This window comes from Micromonospora sp. NPDC005324 (assembly GCF_040607155.1).
GTDB lineage: Bacteria > Actinomycetota > Actinomycetes > Mycobacteriales > Micromonosporaceae > Micromonospora > Micromonospora trifolii.
In genome coordinates this window covers 146,714-163,379 of sequence record NZ_JBEXGE010000005.1, presented here as the reverse complement: position 1 = coordinate 163,379, position 16,666 = coordinate 146,714, and the positions used below count along the sequence as shown (strand labels likewise).

Below are 16,666 nucleotides of genomic sequence, written 5' to 3'. Positions count from 1 at the left end.
CGGCGGACGCTGTGTACGCCAAACCGTCGACGTGGTGGGCCGAATCCGTCCCCAACGGTCCCGTCCTCGCAGGTCTGACCGGCCCGTCCAGGTCCGGTTGGTAACGTCCGCTGCGTGCCGTCCTCCCCGTCGCTGGCCACCGGGCCCGCACCCGCGTCACCGCCGCGCGTCGTCCGGGACCGCCGGGCCGACCTGATCGTCGTGCTGGTGGCGCTCGCGCTCGCCGTCTGGGTGACCAGCGGGCTGTGGCGGGACCCGAACGTCCGCACCATCACCGTCAACTCCAGCGACCAGGCGCTGTTCGAATGGCTGCTGGCCTTCGGCGGGCACGCGGTCACCCACTGGGACAACCCGCTCTTCACCTACCTGATCAACGTCCCGGACGGCGTGAACCTCGCGGTCAACACGACGATCACCGTGTACGCGGTGGTCTTCGCCCCGCTCACGTACCTGATCGGGCCGCCGGCGACGTTCCTGGTGATCCTCACCCTGAACCTGCTCGCCACCGCGCTGGTCTGGTACTGGCTGCTCTCCCGGCACCTGGTCCGCAACCGGCTGGCCGCCGGGGTCGGCGCCCTGTTCATCGCCTACTCCCCCGGCATGGTGTCGCACGCCAACGCGCACCTGAACTGGACCGCTGGTTGGCTGGTGCCGTTGCTGATCTGGCGGCTGTTCGCGCTGCGCAGCGCCGGGCACTGGCTTCGCGACGGGGTGATCCTCGGCGTGCTGGTCGCGGTGGCCTTCTCGATCGCCGCCGAGGGGCTCTTCTTCACCGCGCTGGCGCTGGGGGTGTTCGTCGCCATCTGGGCGCTGCACCCGGTCAACCGGGTGGAGGCCCGCGCCGCGCTGCCCAATGTCCTGCGCGGGCTCGGGGTGACCGCAGTGGTCGCCGGCGTGCTGCTGTCGTACCCCTTGTGGTTGCACTTCGCCGGGCCGCAACGGTTCCACGGCACCGGCTTCGACCCGGTGATCCACTCCGAGGACATCGCGGCGTTCGCCGCCTTCCCGCGCCGCTCGCTGGCCGGCGAGGCTGGACTGGGCACCTCGCTGGCGCCGAACCCGACCGAGGAGAACTCGTTCTTCGGCATCCCGCTGCTGGTGCTCACAGTGGTCTGTTTCGTCGTGCTCTGGCGGCGGGCCGACCCGCACCGCCGGGCCACCCTCTGGGCGCTGGGCGCCCTCGCGCTGATCTTCACGGTGCTCTCCTTCGGGCCGGTCGCCAAGGTCGACGGCCGACGCACCGATCTGCCCATGCCGTTCGACCTGGTCGGGCAACTGCCCGTGGTGAACGCCGCGCTACCGGCCCGGCTGGCCCTGGTGGTCGCGCCGGTGGTCGGGCTGTTGCTGGCGTACGTCGTCGACCTGTTGCGCGCCGCGCCACCTCGGCACCGCTCCACGGAGCTGGCCTGGCTGCTCGGTTTCGCGGTGGCCCTGGTGCCGCTGCTGCCCACCCCGCTGCTGACCGACGAGCGGGAGCCGATCCCGCGCTTCATCACCTCCGGCACGTGGCGGGACTACGTCTCACCCGACGGGGTGCTGACCCCGGTGCCGCTGACAGTGGACATCTACCCGGACGGCCAGCGCTGGCAGGCGTACGCGTTGTCGCACCGGCAGGGCGAGTTCGCCATCCCGGGCGGCTTCTTCCTCGGCCCCGGCGGGCCGGACGGGCGGGGCCGGATCGGCCCGGTGCCGCGCACGCTGAGCGCGTTGATGGACCAGGCCGGCCGCACCGGGCTGGTGCCCATCATCACCGACGGGACGGTCCGGGAGGTCCAGTCGGACCTGCGGCACTGGCGCATCGAGACGGTGGTGCTCGCCGACGAGGTGCACGGCGCGAAGTTCCCTGTCGACGAGGAGGCGCTGCTGCGTACCGGCACCGCACTGTTCGGCGAGCCGCAACGGGTCGACGACGTGTGGCTCTGGCGCATTCCCCCTGCCGATCGGTAGACCGCGACGCGGCCGGTCGGGGCATCACGACCGGCCGCCGTCGCGTCTAATGGACCGATGAGATTGACCGGTGAGCGACTGCGGCGTGCCGTCGTGGTCGGGCTCGCGCTGGGGCTCGTCGCGCTCAGCGCGCCAGCGACCACGGCCGCTGACAGCGTGGCGCTCGGCGCGCCGGCCGCCACGGCCGCAGACAGCAATGTCGCCGACGGCACGGCCGGCGGAGGCGCTGTCACCGACAGCACGGCCGGGGTGGTGCCGAGCCGGGTGCGCGATCCGTGGCTGTGGCAGGCCACCGTGGGGCAACGACCGGCCGGTCCGGCCGCGTTGGTGTTCTTCACCGACCGCACCCGCTATTTCGAGTCGACAGGCGTGCTGGTCGCCCGGGACGGCGCCTACCGGCTCATCCCGATCGGCATGGCGGAGGGGCACGGACTGCTCTCCCCGGATGGACGGCACTACCTGCGGCCGGACTCCGGCGAGCTGCTGGACCTCACCACCGGACGGCAGCGCCGCACGATGAGCACCGGCGTCTACCCGATGGCCTGGTCTTCGGACGGGCAGCAGGTGCTGGGCACCCGCAGCAACGATGACAGTGTGATCAGTTACGGACCGGACAATCAGCAGCTCAACGATCCGGAGAAGCCCGACGACCTGCTCGTCGTCGACCCGTTCCGGGGCACCGAGCGGACGCTCGACGTGGGCACTTTCGCCGCCCACACCGGGGCGGCCTGGTCACCCGGTGGCGACCTCGTAGCCGTCACCGGCTGGCCGGACGTGCCTGCCCTGCTCGCCGAGCGCCAGCGACTTGTGGTCCTGGACCCGACCGGCGGCGGTCCTCGCTGGCAGGTCGACCTGGGCGACCGGCGGATGCTGGCCGGCCCCGCCGCCTGGCATCCCGACGGCCGGCGGCTCGCGCTGCTCGCCTTCGACGGCTGCGCCGGGCCCAGGTGCACGTCCGAGCAGCTGGCGGCGCGCAGCTGGCGAATCGAGTTCCTGGACACGGCCACCGGTCAGGCGGTCGGCCAGGCCCTGCCGGCCGGCACCTCGGTCAGCGGGATCGTCGGCTGGCGCGGCGACGACCCGCTCCTGCGGTATGTCAACAGAACGGAGGCGGACACGGACCGGCAGGCCACTCTCGCCGCGCTGTCGCCCGAGGGCGGTCGCGAGGTGCTGGTGACCGGGCCGGTCGGGTCGACCGACCTGATGGTGCCGGGCCACCTGCTGACCCGGGCCGCGTTCGGTGGGCCGGAGCCCCGACCGTCACCGTTCGCCGCCCCCCTCTGGGTCTACCTGACGCTGGGCGTGCCGACGCTACTCGCGATCGCCCTCGTCGTTCGCCGGATCCGCCGCCGCCGCGCTGCGACGGTCCCTGCTCCGGCGTGACAACGAGCCGCCGAGCGGTGCCGCGGCCGGCACGACGAGGTCCTCGTGAGGCGGCTCACCAGGGATGATCGCCCCTGGCGGGACTACGCTGGTTGCCGTGACGACGACGACCCCCGGCCTGACGGCCGTCCGTGCCGGCCTGCTCGACTACCAGGCCGCCTGGGACGAGCAGCGGCGCCTGCACGAGTCGGTGGTGGCCGGCGAGCGCGGCGACACCGTGCTGTTGCTGGAGCACCCGAGCGTCTACACCGCGGGCAAGCGCACCGAACCGTGGGACCGGCCCATGGACGGCACTCCGGTCGTCGACGTGGACCGCGGCGGCAAGATCACCTGGCACGGGCCGGGGCAGCTCGTCGGTTACCCGATCCTGCGCCTGCCCGACCCGGTGGACGTGGTCGCCTACGTGCGCCGGACCGAAGAGCTGCTCATCGACGTGTGCGCCGAGTTCGGGCTGACCGCCGGCCGGGTCGAGGGGCGCAGCGGGGTCTGGGTGCCCGAGGACGACCGGGGGCCGGCCCGCAAGGTGGCGGCCATCGGCATCCGGGTGGCCCGGGGCGTCACCCTGCACGGCTTCTCGATCAACTGCGACTGCGACCTGACGTACTTCGACCGGATCGTGCCGTGCGGCATCCGGGACGCGGGCGTCACCTCGCTGACCGCCGAGCTGGGCCGCCCGATCAGCGTCGCCGACGTGTTGCCGGTGGTCGAGCGCCGGCTGTCCACCCTGACCGAGATCTGAGCGCACAGCCGGCGCCGGGTCCTACGGCGTCAGGCGGTGCAGGTCACGCGGGAACGCGGTGACCTCCCGGATGTTGGCCGCGCCGACCAGCCGGGCCACGAACCGTTCCAGGCCGATGGCGAAGCCACCGTGCGGTGGCATGCCGTGCCGGAACGCGTCCAGGTAGCCGACGTACGGCTCGACCGGCTCACCCCGGGCCGCCAACGCCGCCACGTAGTCGGCGTGCCGGTGCAGCCGCTGCCCGCCGGTGACCAGCTCCAGACCGCGAAAGAGCAGGTCAAACCCGTTCGAGTACGCGGGCCGCGTCGGGTCCGGGTGGGTGTAGAAGGGTCGCTTCGCCATCGGGTAGCCGGTGACGAAGAGGAAGTCCGACCCGTGTTCGCGCACTGCCCACTCGCCCAGCGCCCGTTCGTGGGCGGGCGCGAGGTCCGGCTCGTCGGCGGGCGCGCCGGCGATCGTCAGCGCCTCGGTGAAATGCACCGCCGGGATCTGCGCCGGCACCTGCGGCGGTGTGACGTCGAGCGTCGCCAGAGCCCTGCCGGCCCGCCCGCTGACCGCGTCCAGCATCCCGGCCACTGTGTCGCGCAGCACGCGCATCACGTCCCGGTGGTCGGTGACGAAGCCCAGCTCCGCGTCGAGCGACGTGTACTGGGCGAGGTGCCGGACGGTGTCGTGCGGTTCGGCCCGGAAGACCGGCCCCACCTCGTAGACACGTTCGAAGACACCGACCATCAGCTGCTTGTAGAACTGCGGCGACTGGGCCAGGTACGCGGGTCGGCCGAACCAGTCCAGCGCGAACACGTTCGCCCCGCTCTCGGTGCTGGAGCTGACCACCTTCGGGGTGTGGACCTCCACGAAGTCCTGGGCGTCGAGTGCGGCCCGGAACCCCGCCACCGCGGCCGCCGAGATCCGCAGCGCGGCGGACCGGGTGGGGTGCCGCAGCGCGGTGGGCGCGTTGTCGAGCTGGGTGGGCAGGCTCGCGGCGAGTGCCGGCCGGTACAGGTCGAACGGCGGCGGTGTGGCGGGCGGCCCGAGGAGACGTACCGTCGGGTCGGTCAACTCGACCCCGGCGGGCGCCGTGCCGTTCGCGGTGGCCGTCGCGGTGACCTCGACGACCGTCTCCTCGGTGAGTTTCTCCAGCTCGGCGCGGACGGCCGGGTCGGTGACGACCACCTGGGCCAGGCCGGTGGCGTCGCGCACGATCAGGAAGGCCACCGACTTGAGCAGTCGGCGGCGGTGCACCCAGCCGGCGATCCGCACTGTCGTGCCGATCCTGGCGGGCAGTTGCTGGGACAGGGTTCGTTGCATGGCGGGCTGCTCCTCGGTCGATCGCCACGCCGCCGCCGCCCTGGGGTGGCGAAAGCGTCGCATCAGCCCCAGGGAGGTGTGGGCGAGCGGGAACCTCGCGGTGCCACCACACCTTCACCCCCGCCGAAGCGGGGGCCTCGTTCGTCGCCTGATGACCGGGGCCAGCCGGGCGGGCTCTACTGGGCGCGGATGACCCGCGGCCGTTCTTCCCGCAGCTCGGGAGGGTCTTCGCGCCCCGGCGCCAGACCGCCTCTCAGCACCGGCGGCTCTCTGCACTGGCGGGTCGGGGCACTACTCGGCTCCGTCGTCGCTGTTGCCGGGGACCGTAGCATCCGATTCCCCGGTCTGTGACGCCCTTTTCCGACCAACCGGTGTCCGGCGTCACAACGTTCGGGGCGTGACGCCGGTCGCCTGACGCACATAGACACCCGCCGTCCGGCGTAGGCTCATTTTCGTGACGATCGAGCACTCCGCGCCGACGACCGGCCAGGCAGCGCGCACCGCAACGGCGGCCCCCGAGGGGCGACGCCTGCTGCGGATCGAGGCGCGCAACGCCGAGACGCCGATCGAGCGCAAACCGCCATGGATCAAGGTCAAGGCCAAGATGGGCCCGGAGTACACCCAGCTGCGCGGGCTCGTCTCGCGCGAAGGGCTGCACACCGTCTGCCAGGAGGCCGGCTGCCCCAACATCTACGAGTGTTGGGAAGACCGGGAGGCCACCTTCCTCATCGGCGGTGACCAGTGCACCCGGCGCTGCGACTTCTGCCAGATCGACACCGGCAAGCCGGCCGAGTTCGACGCCGACGAGCCACGTCGGGTCGCCGAGTCGGTGGTCTCGATGGGGCTGCGTTACGCCACCATCACCGGTGTCGCCCGTGACGACCTGCCCGACGGCGGCGCGTGGCTGTACGCCGAGACCGTCCGACAGATCCACGCCCTCCAGCCCGGCTGCGGCGTCGAGCTGCTGATCCCGGACTTCAACGCCGTCCCCGAGCAGTTGGCCGAGGTCTTCAGCTCCCGCCCCGAGGTGCTGGCCCACAATGTGGAGACCGTGCCGCGCATCTTCAAGCGCATCCGGCCGGCGTTCCGCTACGACCGCTCACTGGACGTGATCCGGCAGGCCCGCGCCGACGGCCTGGTCACCAAGAGCAACCTCATCCTGGGCATGGGCGAGGAGCGGGCCGAGGTCTCGCAGGCGCTGCGCGACCTGCACGAGGCCGGCTGCGAGCTCATCACCATCACCCAGTACCTGCGCCCCTCCCCCCGGCACCACCCGGTGACCCGCTGGGTCAAGCCGGAGGAGTTCGTGGAGCTGCGCGAGGAGGCCGAGGAGATCGGCTTCGCCGGGGTGATGAGCGGGCCGCTGGTGCGTTCGTCGTACCGGGCCGGTCGGCTCTACAAGCAGGCCATCGACGCCCGCGCCGCCGCCTCGGTCGCCACCGCCGGCTGACTCCGCCGGCAGCGCCGCACGGCCGTTCGGCGCCCGGGTGTCATGATCCTGTGATGACCGTCGGCGTACGCGAGCAGCCGCGCGGCGCGGACTCGCCCCGCCCGCGACCCGGCGCACGCCCCGGCCTGGTCGGTTGGCTCACCGGGTTGGCAGTGCTCGCCGGGGTGGGTTACCGGCTCTGGCTGCTGCTGCACGCCGCCCCGCCGACGAACAGCGACGAGGCCACCATGGGGCTGGCCGCGCTGCACATCGCCCGGGGCGAGGGCTTCCCGGTCTGGTTCTACGGCCAGCAGTACATGGGCACGCTGGAGGCGTACCTGGCCGCGCCGGTGTTCGCCCTCGCCGGTGGGCCGTCGCTGCTCGGGCTGCGGTTGCCCACGCTGGCCCTGTACGCGCTGTTCCTGCTGCTGACCTGGCGGTTGACGCTGCGGCTGACCGGGGACCGGTGGTTCGGGCTGCTGATGGTGGCGCTGCTGGCCCTCGGGTCCGACCGGATCGTCAAGAACCAGCTGATCGCCGGCGGCGGCTACCCCGAGATGAACGCGGCCGGGGCGGCGCTGGCCCTGCTCGCCGTGGATCTGGCCACCGGTCGACCGGGGCGGCGATCGGCCGTCACCGGACGGCCCGGCTGGCGGCTGGCGCGCTGGGCCGCGTGGGGGTTCCTGGCCGGGCTGATGATCTGGGTCGACCCGCTCGTGCTGCCGTACGTCGCGGCGACCGGCGCGGTCCTCGTCGGGTTCTGCCACCGGGAGCTGTGGGGTGCCGCCGGGGCGCTGCTCGGGGCGGCGGCCGTGCTGGGGGCGGCCCCACTGCTGCTGCACAGCCTGCTGACCGGGCGCAACCCCCTGCACGCCGTGCTCGCGGCCGGCGGTGCGAACGCCACAGCGGGCTGGCCGGACCGGCTGCACGGCGGCCTGGTGCTCGGGCCGCCGCTGGGCATGGGCTTCTGCGCTCCCGGCCAGTGCGCCACCTGGCAACTGTGGTGGGCGCTCGCCCTGCCGCTGCTGCTGGCCATCGCCGCCGCCACCGCCTGGCGGGCCCTGCGCACCCCCGACCCCGACCCCGCTGGCCCTGCCGCTGTCGGCCCCGAGGCGGTGTCGCCCCGGGTGGCGGCGGCGGCCCGGCTGGCACTCGTGCTGGCCGCGGTGGCCACCCTCGGCGCGTACACAGTGAGCAGTTCCGCCGGGCTCACAGCCGTGGAGAGTTCCCGCTACCTGTCCTGCCTGCTCATCTCCCTTCCGGCGTTGCTCTGGCCGGTGTGGGCGGCGGCCCGGCACGGGTTGCGCCCGCCGGCGACCGGCCGGCGCGGCGTCGGGTCGACGCTTGCCCGGTCGGTAGCTGTGGTGCTGCTCGCGGCCACGCTGGGCACCGCCGCCCACGCCACAGGGCGGGCAGCGCAGACCGTCCCGACGACCCGGGCCGACGAGGCCCGGCACACCGAGTTGGTGAGCACCCTGCGTCATCTCGGCGTACGGCACGTGCACGCCGGCTACTGGACCTGCAACCGGCTCACCTTCGCCAGCGCGGAGCAGGTGGTCTGCGCCGTCGTCGACGACACCCTGCGCCCCGGGTTCGACCGCTACCCCGCGTACCGGCGGGAGGTGGACGGCGCGGCAGCACCGGCCTGGGTCGCGCCGGCCGGCTCGCCGCTGGCGGAGGTGCTCGACGAGCGGCAGCGATCCACGCCGGGCAGCCTCGACCTGGTCACCATCGAGGGCTGGCGCATCTACCTGCCGCGCTGAGCGCGGCGGTACGCGTCAGCGCGGCGACCTCGGTGCTCTCGTCAGCGTGGCGCGGCGGCCTCGGTGAGCAGGCCGAGGCGGTGGGCCAGGGCGGCGGCCTCCACCCGGTTGGTCACACCCAGCTTCGCGATGATCCGGGAGACGTGCACGCTTGCCGTCTTCGGCGAGATGAACAGCCGCTCGGCGATCCGGCTGTTGCTGTGCCCCTCGGCGACCAGGCGCAGCACCTCCCGCTCCCGAGCGGTCAGCAGGTCCGCGCCGGCCCCGCCTCCGGCACCGCGCAGGCCGACCCGCCGCGCCAGTGTGGCGGCCGCCTCGACCAGCGGGGTCGCGCCCAGCCGCCGGCCGATCTCGGTGGCCTCGGTGACCGCCGCCGCCGTCTCGTCGCGTTCCCCGGCCGCGGCGGTCGCCTCGGCCAGCACCAGCAGCGCCCTGCCCAACGGGTAGGGCTGCCCGTCGGCCCGCCACGCGTCGACCGTCGCACGCCACGCCGGCAGCGCCTGGTCGCCGACCGCGAGCAGCGCGGTGACCTGAGCGGCGTGCGCACGGGCCGCCGGGTGCCGCGCCGGCAGGTCGGTGGCGAGCGCCGCCACGGCGGCGGCCAACTCCCGGTCACCCAACCGGGCCGCGGTACGCGCGGCGGCGCTGAGCACCGGCCAACCCTCCCGGGGAAGCTGCGGCAGGCTCTGGTCGGCCACCGCGACGCGGGCCGCCCGTACCGCCTCGACCTTGTCGTCCGCGGCCAGCGCCGCCTCGATCGCCAGTTCGTGCAGGGGCAGGCGGTGGTTCGGCCACAGGTACGGCCGGTTGAGGAAGGTGAGCGCCCGGTCCACCAGTTCGTCGGCGCCCGGGTGGGCGCGGGCCAGCCGCAGCCCGGCGCCCAACTGGAGCCAGTGCAGCCCGGTGACACCGGACAGGTCGATCCGGGCCGCCTCCGCGCAGACCGCCTCGGCCTCGTCCCACCGACCCAGCGCGATGAGCGCCTCGGCCCGGTTGGAGAGCAGGTACGCCCCGGTGGAGCGGCTGATCCCCACCCGTCGCGCCTCGGCCACGCCAGCCTCGGCGGCCTGCGCCGACTCGGCGTAGCGGCCCAGCTCGCAGAGCACGTCCGACTGGTACACCCGGGCGAGCACCAGGGCCGTGGAGTCCCCGGACGCGCGGACGACGGCCTCGGCCTGGCTCAGCTCGGCCAACCCCCGCTCCAGGTCCCGCTCGCCGTGGCAGAGCAGGGCGATCCGCGTGTGCAGCAGCGCCAGGTCCTCGCCGAGTGCCTCGCCGTCCACGGCAGCCTCGGCAGCCACCCGGGCCGCCTGCTGGGGGTCGATCTTGACCATGTGCGCGGCGATGTCGGCGAGCAGCCGGACCCGCGCCACGTCACGGGGGCCGCCAGCGGCCAGCCGGTACGCCTCATCCAGCTCCCGGCGACCGTCACTCTTGCCGAGCAGTGCCATCAGCCGACCCCGCTGGTTGAGCAGGCGGGCGGCACGCAGCGGTGCGGCGTCGGCGTCCACCTCGGCCAGGCCGGCCCGGGTCAGCGTGATGGCCCGGCTGAAGTCGCCGGCCGTGACCGCCGCGGCCAGCGTCTGCTCCAGCAACGCCAGATGGTCCATGCCGAGCAGGTCGACGGCGTCCGGCACCAGCTCCCACAACTCCAGCGCCCGCTCCAGCAGCCGGCGCTGCTCGGCGTACGCGTACCGGTCGGCGGCGGCGCACGCGGCGGTTCGGGCGGCGACGAGAGCCCTCGGGTGGTTGTGTGCGGCGTACCAGTGGTGGGCGATCTCGGCCGGGGCCCGGCCGGCGGCGACCAGGTGCGGCTGGGCCTCGATGGCGGCGGCGAAACGGGCGTGCATCCGGGCATGTTCACCGGGCAACAACTCGTCGTGCACGGCCTCGCGGACCAGCGCGTGGCGGAACTCGTAGTCACCGTCCCGGTCGGCCACCACCAACTGGGCGGCGACGGCGGCGCGCAACGCGTCCTCCAACTCGGCCTCGGGCAGCCCGGCGACCTCGGCGAGCAGGTCATGGGCGAAACGGGTGCCGCCGGCGGCGGCGATCCGCAACACCCGCTGGGCCGGCTCGGGGAGCCGGTCCACGCGGGCCAGCAGCAGGTCACGCAGCGTCTCGGGGAGCGCCGCGCAGCCGATCGGGTCACCGGCGACGGCCAACTCCTCGATGAAGAAGGGGTTGCCCTGGGTGCGGTCGTGGACATCGTCGACGGCGCGGGCGGGCGGCTCGGCGCCGAGCAGGTCGGCGAGGATCGCGGCGGTGCCGTCGCGGTCCAGGCGACCCAGCTCGACCCGCTCCACACTCCGGGCCCGGTCCAGCTCGGCGAGGAACGGGCGCAGCGGGTGCCCGCGCTGCAACTCGTCGGTGCGGTAGGTGCAGACCAGCAGCAGCCGACCCGGCCTCGCCGCCCGGACGAGGAAGCCGATGAGGTCGCGGGTGGAACGGTCGGCCCAGTGCAGGTCCTCGATGATCAGGACCAGTGGGCGCGCATCGGCCAGCCGCTGGAACAGCTCGGCGACCAGGTCGAACAGGTAGCCGCGCGGGGCGTCGCTGAGCGGGACGGCACGCGGGGTGGCCAGCGTCGCGGAGGCGCGGCCCAGCTCCGGCAGGAGCCTGGCGAACTCCGCCTCGTAACCGGCGAAGACCTCGGGGCCGTCGGCGCGGAGCACGGCGCGCAACGCGGCGGCGAACGGCGCGAACGGCAGACCCGCCTCGCCCAGCTCCAGGCACTGGCCGACGAGCACCCGCGCCGCGCCGTCGGTGGCCCAGCCGGCGAACTCCTCCAGCAGCCGGGTCTTGCCCACGCCCGCCTCGCCGCCGACCAGCACTGTGGTCGGCTCCCCGGCCCGCGCCCGGCCCAGCGCGTCCCGCAGCGCTGCGGTCTCGCTGTGGCGTCCGACGAGGACGGAGCTGGCGGCGCGTACTGTCACGTGTTCGAGCATGCCATGGCGGCCCGCCCCGCCGACCCCGCCGATCGGCCGGCGGCCGGGCGACGGGGTCGGATCGGGTCGAGCGGTCAGCCCGGCGGGCGCGGTGGACGTGGCAGCCCCGCCGGGGGTGGTGGACGTGGCGGCCGTGCTGGGCGCGGTGGACGTGGCGGCCGTGCTGGGCGCGGTCACCGGCGTGCGTCGCCGGTGCGACCGGCCTGCCTGCGCCGGCCCAACCACCCGCGGCTGACCGGACGGGACAGCGACCGGGCGAGCCGGTCCGCGGCCGCGTCGGCGCGCAGCTCGGCGGCGTGGGTACGGTGCAGGGTGAGCAGGAAATCTGCGTCGTTGCCGAACATGTCGGGCTCCTTCGTGGGGTCGTCGTCCTCTGCTGACGACTCTCCGCGCGAAGGCCCCACCCGGGCATGGGCATGGCGCCTCATCTTCCCCGCCCACAGCCTCCTTACCCGGCCGCTCCGGGCGCTTACGGCGACGTAAGGTACTCAGCTGCCCCGGCACCCGGACGCGGATCAACCGGGCCAGCGGCGACCACTAGACTCTGCGGCATGGCAAAGCCCCAGGAGAAGGTCTCGTTCGGCCAGCGGCTGAAGCAGATCGGGATGGTGTTCCAGTTCACCGCCAAGCAGGACCGGTGGTTCGCGCCGTTGGTCGCCGCAGCGGTGCTGCTCCCGCTCGCGCTCACCGTGGTCGCTGTCATCCTCTGGGGCTGGATCTGGCTGCCGCTGGGCATCCTGTTCATCCTGCTCGCGGTGCTGATCGTGCTCAACCTGCGGTCCAACAAGGCGATGATGAACGCCGCCGAGGGGCAACCCGGCGCGGCGGCGCAGATCATGGAGAACATGCGCGGCGACTGGCGGGTGACCCCGGCGGTCAGCTCGACCACCCAGATGGACATGGTCCACCTGGTGATCGGCCGCCCGGGCGTGATCCTGCTGGCCGAGGGCAACCCACAGCGGGTGCGCGGCCTGCTCGGCCAGGAGAAGCGGCGGCTGTCCAAGGTGATCGGCTCCGCTCCCCTGCACGACTACGTGATCGGGCAGGAGGAGGGCGAGCTGCCGATCCGCAAGCTCCGGACGACGCTGCTGCGCCTGCCCCGCGCCCTCTCCGGCAAGGACGTCAACTCGCTGGACAAGCGACTCAAGGCGCTCACCGCCCGGCCGCAGATGCCCAAGGGCGCGATCCCGAAGAACATGCGGCCGCCAGGCGCCTCCCGCCAGTCGCGGGGCCGCTGACCCCAGGTGTACGCGAAGGCGCCGGACCCACACGGGTCCGGCTCCTTCGCGTACACCCGCAGGCGCCCACCCCCGACGCGCCGCCCGCCTCGGGCCACCCTCGCCATGATCGTGCTGGATCCTGGATGCAGTGGCCTCGCGCGCGGAGGATGCCACTACATCCTGGATCGAGTGCGATCTGGGTTCGGGCGGCCCCGGACCTGCCTTGGAGGGTCGGCCTCAGCCTCGGGGGGCGTCGACGATGACCGAGCCGGCGATTCGGTCGTGCAGGCCACGCCGGTGCTCGTCCATGATCAGCGCGGGGACGACCAGGGCCAGCAGCAGGCCCCGGATCAGCCCCCGGAGTACGCCGATCCGACCACCGTCGTTCCAGCTCACACAGCGGATCTTGGTGATGTACATGCCCGGAGTCTGGGCGAACAGGCCGAGGAAGATGCCGTAGACCAGGACCAGCACCAGCACCGGCGCCCAGCCGTCGCGTACCGGGTCGGCGAAGAAGTTGGACACCAGCAGGCAGAGCACCCAGTCGATGATCAGCGCCCCGAACCGCCGACCGAGGCTCGGCGCGGTGAAGGTGGGGTCGGTGGCCGGCGCTGCCGGGAGGTGCGGATTGGTCACAGCGGTCAAGGGTATCCGCGCCGGGACGAGGGCTCGCCGGGTGCCGCCGCCGCTGTGTGCCGATTCAGGCCAAAGGCATCAGATGTCATTACACTGGCACAGTCGGTACGGCGTTCCTGGCGGGCCGGAGGCGCGGACCGGGGCGTCGCTGACGCTCCGCGAGGGACGTAACACGGCAGAAACAACGGAGACACGGCCGGGCAACCCCCCGGCCCTAGCGTCGCCAGAAGCCTAGCCACCCCGTGGACGTGCCAGGAGGATGTGTGTTCGCCAATCCCGAGGAACTGCTGCGATACCTCAAGAACGAGGACGTGAAGTTCGTCGACGTTCGTTTCTGTGACCTGCCCGGCGTGATGCAGCACTTCAACCTGCCGGTCGAGTCCGTCAACGACGACCTCTTCACCGACGGCCTCGCGTTCGACGGTTCGTCGATCCGCGGTTTCCAGGCGATCCACGAGTCGGACATGCTCCTGCTCCCGGATGTCGCCTCCGCGTTCATCGACCCGTTCCGCGCGCAGAAGACGCTCGCGCTCAACTTCTTCATCCACGACCCGTTCACCCGCGAGGCCTACAGCCGCGACCCGCGCAACGTGGCGAAGAAGGCCGAGGCGTACCTGGCGGCGAGCGGCATCGCCGACACCGCCTACTTCGGCGCCGAGGCGGAGTTCTACATCTTCGACTCGATCCGCCACGAGACCTCGGCGCACCAGTCGTTCTACTACATCGACTCGATCGAGGGCGCCTGGAACACCGGCCGCGATGAGCCAGGCGGCAACCGGGGCTACAAGACCGCGTACAAGGGCGGCTACTTCCCCGTCCCGCCGGTCGACCACTACGCCGACCTGCGTGACTCGATCGTGCGCCGCCTGGTCGACACCGGCTTCAACGTGGAGCGCTCGCACCACGAGGTGGGCACCGCCGGCCAGTCCGAGATCAACTACCGGTTCTCCACCCTGCTGCACGCCGGTGATCAGCTCCAGCTCTTCAAGTACATCGTGAAGAACGAGGCCTGGGCCAACGGCAAGACCGCGACCTTCATGCCCAAGCCGCTGTTCGGCGACAACGGCTCCGGCATGCACACCCACCAGAGCCTCTGGCTCAACGGCGAGCCGCTGTTCTACGACGAGACCGGCTACGCCGGCCTGTCCGACATGGCCCGCTGGTACATCGGTGGTCTGCTGCACCACGCGCCGTCGCTGCTGGCCTTCACCAACCCGACGATCAACTCGTACCGTCGTCTGGTGCCGGGCTTCGAGGCGCCGGTCAACCTGGTCTACTCGCAGCGCAACCGCTCCGCCTGCACCCGCATCCCGGTGACCGGCGCGAACCCGAAGGCCAAGCGCGTCGAGTTCCGCGTCCCGGACCCGTCGGCCAACGTCTACCTGGCCTTCTCGGCCATGATGATGGCCGGCCTCGACGGCATCAAGAGCAAGATCGAGCCGCCGACGCCGATCGACAAGGACCTCTACGACCTCCCGCCGGAGGAGTGGGGCGACGTCAAGCAGGTGCCGGGCTCGCTGTCGGCAGTGCTCGACTCCCTGGAGTCCGACCACGACTACCTGCTCGACGGCGGCGTCTTCACCCCCGACCTGATCTCCACCTGGGTGGACTGGAAGCGCGCCAACGAGGTCGACCCGGTGCGTCTGCGCCCGACCCCGCACGAGTTCGCCATGTACTACGACTGCTGAGCAGTCAGATGCACGACGACTGCTGAGCAGTCAGATGCACGACGACTGCTGAGCAGTCGCTGGAACACCGGCCGGGCCGGCTCCGCTCACCGCGGAGCCGGCCCGGTTCGCTGTGCGCCGCCCTCCGACATACCTTCGCGTCCGATATATTGCTCGGGTGGACACACCTCTCCGCGAACCGACCTTCCTGATCCTCACCGCGCTGGCCGCCCAGCCGATGCACGGCTACGGGCTGATCGGTGAGATCGCCGCACTCTCCGACAACCGCGTGTCGCTGCGCCCTGGGACGCTCTACGGGGCGCTCGACCGGCTGGTCGACGCCGGCCTCGTCGAGGTCGACCGGGAAGAGGTGGTGGACGGCCGACTGCGCCGCTACTACCGCCTCTCCCTCGGCGGCGAGACCACGTTGGGCACCGAGACCGAGCGACTGCGCCGCAACGTCGAAGCCGCCACCACCCGGCTGTCCAAGCGGACTCGCGCCGCCCTCCCGATGACCCCACGCACGGCCGGAGGCTTGGCATGAACGACCTCGAACGCCGTTACCTCCGGCTGCTGCGCGCGTACCCCGCCGACTACCGGCGCGCCCGCGGCGCCGAAATCGTCGGCACCTACCTCGACCTGGCCGCCCCTGACCAACGCTGGCCGGCGCCGGCGGACGCCGCGGACCTGGTGCGCGGCGGCCTCCGCCAGCGGTTGCGGGCCGCGGGCGTCACCGACCTGATCCCCGGGGTACGCCTCGCGGCGCTGCTGGCCCTGGTCACCGCCAGCGCTCTCGCCGGCGTCTGGGGTACGGCAGAGCTGCATCCACCGCCCGTGGAGTGGGGCGTCCCCCACGTCGGCCCGTTCGTCTCGCTCGGCGTTGTCACGTGGGCGGCATGGCTGCTGGCGGCGGTGGTGATCGCCGTCGCGCCGAGCCGGGTCGCCCGGTGGGCCATCATCGTCTCGCTCCTGCTCACGATTGCGCTGCCACCGGTGGCCGCGGCGCTCGACGCACCCCGACCGCCGCTGATGGTGCTGCTGCCGCAGGTGGTCCTGGGCCTGCTGGGGCTGGCCCTGCCCGACCGACCCTCCCGGGTGATCCGATTCGCGCCGGCGCTGTCCGCACTGTTGGCGGTGGTGGCGACTGAATTCCTCGGCGGCTTGGACCCGGTTTTCATCTATCGTGGCGCCGCCATGGAAGTCTTCCTGCCCACCGTCGGCGGACTGTTGCTGTTCGTCGGGGCCCTGTTGGCCACGGGTCTGGCACTGGGCGGGGACACCCGCGGCGGTTGGGCGCTCGTCTCACTGCTCACCCCCGCCGGTTTCCTGGCGGTGCCCAGCCTGGCTGACGGCCTCGGCCCGGTACAGGGCAGCGTCACCTTCGCCAAACTGGCCGTGACCTCTGTCGCCGTCGCGCTCGCCGGTCCGGCCGCACTGCTCCTGGCCGTCCTGTTCCGCTCCCGCCGGACCTCCACCCCCCAACCCTCAGGCCAACCCTGCCCCACCTGCGGCGCGCGAGCCTAACCCTGCCCTGCCCTGCCCTGCCCTGCCCTGCCCTGCCCTGCCCTGCCCTGCCCTGCCCTGCCCTGCCCTGCCCTGCCCTGCCCTGCCCTGCCCTGCCCTGCC

General features: G+C 72.8%; 13 protein-coding genes. 9 read left to right on the top strand and 4 right to left on the bottom strand.

Annotated features, from left to right (window positions below; all coding sequences use genetic code 11):
* Positions 1 to 114 precede the first annotated feature (114 nt).
* The 3 genes from ABZS40_RS07350 to lipB all read left to right on the top strand — a co-directional run bounded on the left by ABZS40_RS07350 (position 115) and on the right by lipB (position 4,069).
* A complete protein-coding gene (locus tag ABZS40_RS07350; protein WP_354942489.1) occupies positions 115 to 1,947 on the top strand; it encodes a DUF2079 domain-containing protein in 1,833 nt (610 codons plus the stop codon).
* Between the two features lie 57 nt (positions 1,948 to 2,004).
* Positions 2,005 to 3,330, top strand: coding sequence for a hypothetical protein (locus tag ABZS40_RS07345; protein ID WP_354942488.1), 1,326 nt, complete (start codon positions 2,005 to 2,007; stop codon positions 3,328 to 3,330).
* 97 nt (positions 3,331 to 3,427) lie between these two features.
* Positions 3,428 to 4,069: a lipoyl(octanoyl) transferase LipB gene (gene lipB / locus ABZS40_RS07340; protein WP_354942487.1), complete on the top strand. Its 642-nt coding sequence runs from the start codon at positions 3,428 to 3,430 to the stop codon at positions 4,067 to 4,069.
* Positions 4,070 to 4,090: 21 nt separating this feature from the next.
* Here the strand turns inward: lipB and aspS are convergent, their stop codons facing one another.
* Positions 4,091 to 5,377: an aspartate--tRNA(Asn) ligase gene (aspS, locus tag ABZS40_RS07335; RefSeq protein WP_354942486.1), complete on the bottom strand. Its 1,287-nt coding sequence runs from the start codon at positions 5,375 to 5,377 to the stop codon at positions 4,091 to 4,093.
* A gap of 454 nt (positions 5,378 to 5,831) precedes the next feature.
* On the opposite strand from aspS, the gene lipA reads away from it, so the two are divergent.
* Both lipA and ABZS40_RS07325 read left to right on the top strand, forming a co-directional pair.
* Positions 5,832 to 6,827 carry a lipoyl synthase gene (gene lipA / locus ABZS40_RS07330; protein ID WP_112589194.1) on the top strand — a complete coding sequence of 332 codons (996 nt, stop codon included), beginning with the start codon at positions 5,832 to 5,834 and terminating at the stop codon, positions 6,825 to 6,827.
* Between the two features lie 53 nt (positions 6,828 to 6,880).
* Positions 6,881 to 8,569: a hypothetical protein gene (locus ABZS40_RS07325; RefSeq protein WP_354942485.1), complete on the top strand. Its 1,689-nt coding sequence runs from the start codon at positions 6,881 to 6,883 to the stop codon at positions 8,567 to 8,569.
* Between the two features lie 41 nt (positions 8,570 to 8,610).
* Here the strand turns inward: ABZS40_RS07325 and ABZS40_RS07320 are convergent, their stop codons facing one another.
* Positions 8,611 to 11,694 carry an AAA family ATPase gene (locus ABZS40_RS07320; RefSeq protein ID WP_354942484.1) on the bottom strand — a complete coding sequence of 1,028 codons (3,084 nt, stop codon included), beginning with the start codon at positions 11,692 to 11,694 and terminating at the stop codon, positions 8,611 to 8,613.
* Positions 11,691 to 11,861 carry a hypothetical protein gene (locus tag ABZS40_RS07315; protein WP_167362519.1) on the bottom strand — a complete coding sequence of 57 codons (171 nt, stop codon included), beginning with the start codon at positions 11,859 to 11,861 and terminating at the stop codon, positions 11,691 to 11,693. Before ABZS40_RS07315 ends, ABZS40_RS07320 begins: the two co-directional genes overlap by 4 nt.
* Positions 11,862 to 12,068: 207 nt before the next feature.
* Here ABZS40_RS07315 and ABZS40_RS07310 point away from each other — a divergent pair, with 207 nt between their 5' ends.
* Positions 12,069 to 12,755 carry a DUF4191 domain-containing protein gene (locus ABZS40_RS07310; protein ID WP_030488852.1) on the top strand — a complete coding sequence of 229 codons (687 nt, stop codon included), beginning with the start codon at positions 12,069 to 12,071 and terminating at the stop codon, positions 12,753 to 12,755.
* Positions 12,756 to 12,974: 219 nt separating this feature from the next.
* Here ABZS40_RS07310 and ABZS40_RS07305 read toward each other — a convergent pair whose 3' ends face one another.
* A complete protein-coding gene (locus ABZS40_RS07305; RefSeq protein ID WP_354942483.1) occupies positions 12,975 to 13,373 on the bottom strand; it encodes an RDD family protein in 399 nt (132 codons plus the stop codon).
* A gap of 263 nt (positions 13,374 to 13,636) precedes the next feature.
* On the opposite strand from ABZS40_RS07305, the gene glnA reads away from it, so the two are divergent.
* The 3 genes from glnA (at position 13,637) to ABZS40_RS07290 (ending at position 16,564) form a co-directional block, all read left to right on the top strand.
* A complete protein-coding gene (gene glnA, locus ABZS40_RS07300; RefSeq protein WP_354942482.1) occupies positions 13,637 to 15,061 on the top strand; it encodes a type I glutamate--ammonia ligase in 1,425 nt (474 codons plus the stop codon).
* A 157-nt stretch (positions 15,062 to 15,218) separates the two neighbouring features.
* Positions 15,219 to 15,584 (top strand): helix-turn-helix transcriptional regulator, encoded by a 366-nt coding sequence (locus ABZS40_RS07295; protein ID WP_354942481.1) that lies wholly within the window; start codon positions 15,219 to 15,221, stop codon positions 15,582 to 15,584.
* Positions 15,581 to 16,564, top strand: coding sequence for a hypothetical protein (locus tag ABZS40_RS07290; RefSeq protein ID WP_354942480.1), 984 nt, complete (start codon positions 15,581 to 15,583; stop codon positions 16,562 to 16,564). The genes ABZS40_RS07295 and ABZS40_RS07290 overlap by 4 nt, the downstream gene beginning before the upstream one ends.
* The last annotated feature ends 102 nt before the right edge of the window (positions 16,565 to 16,666 follow it).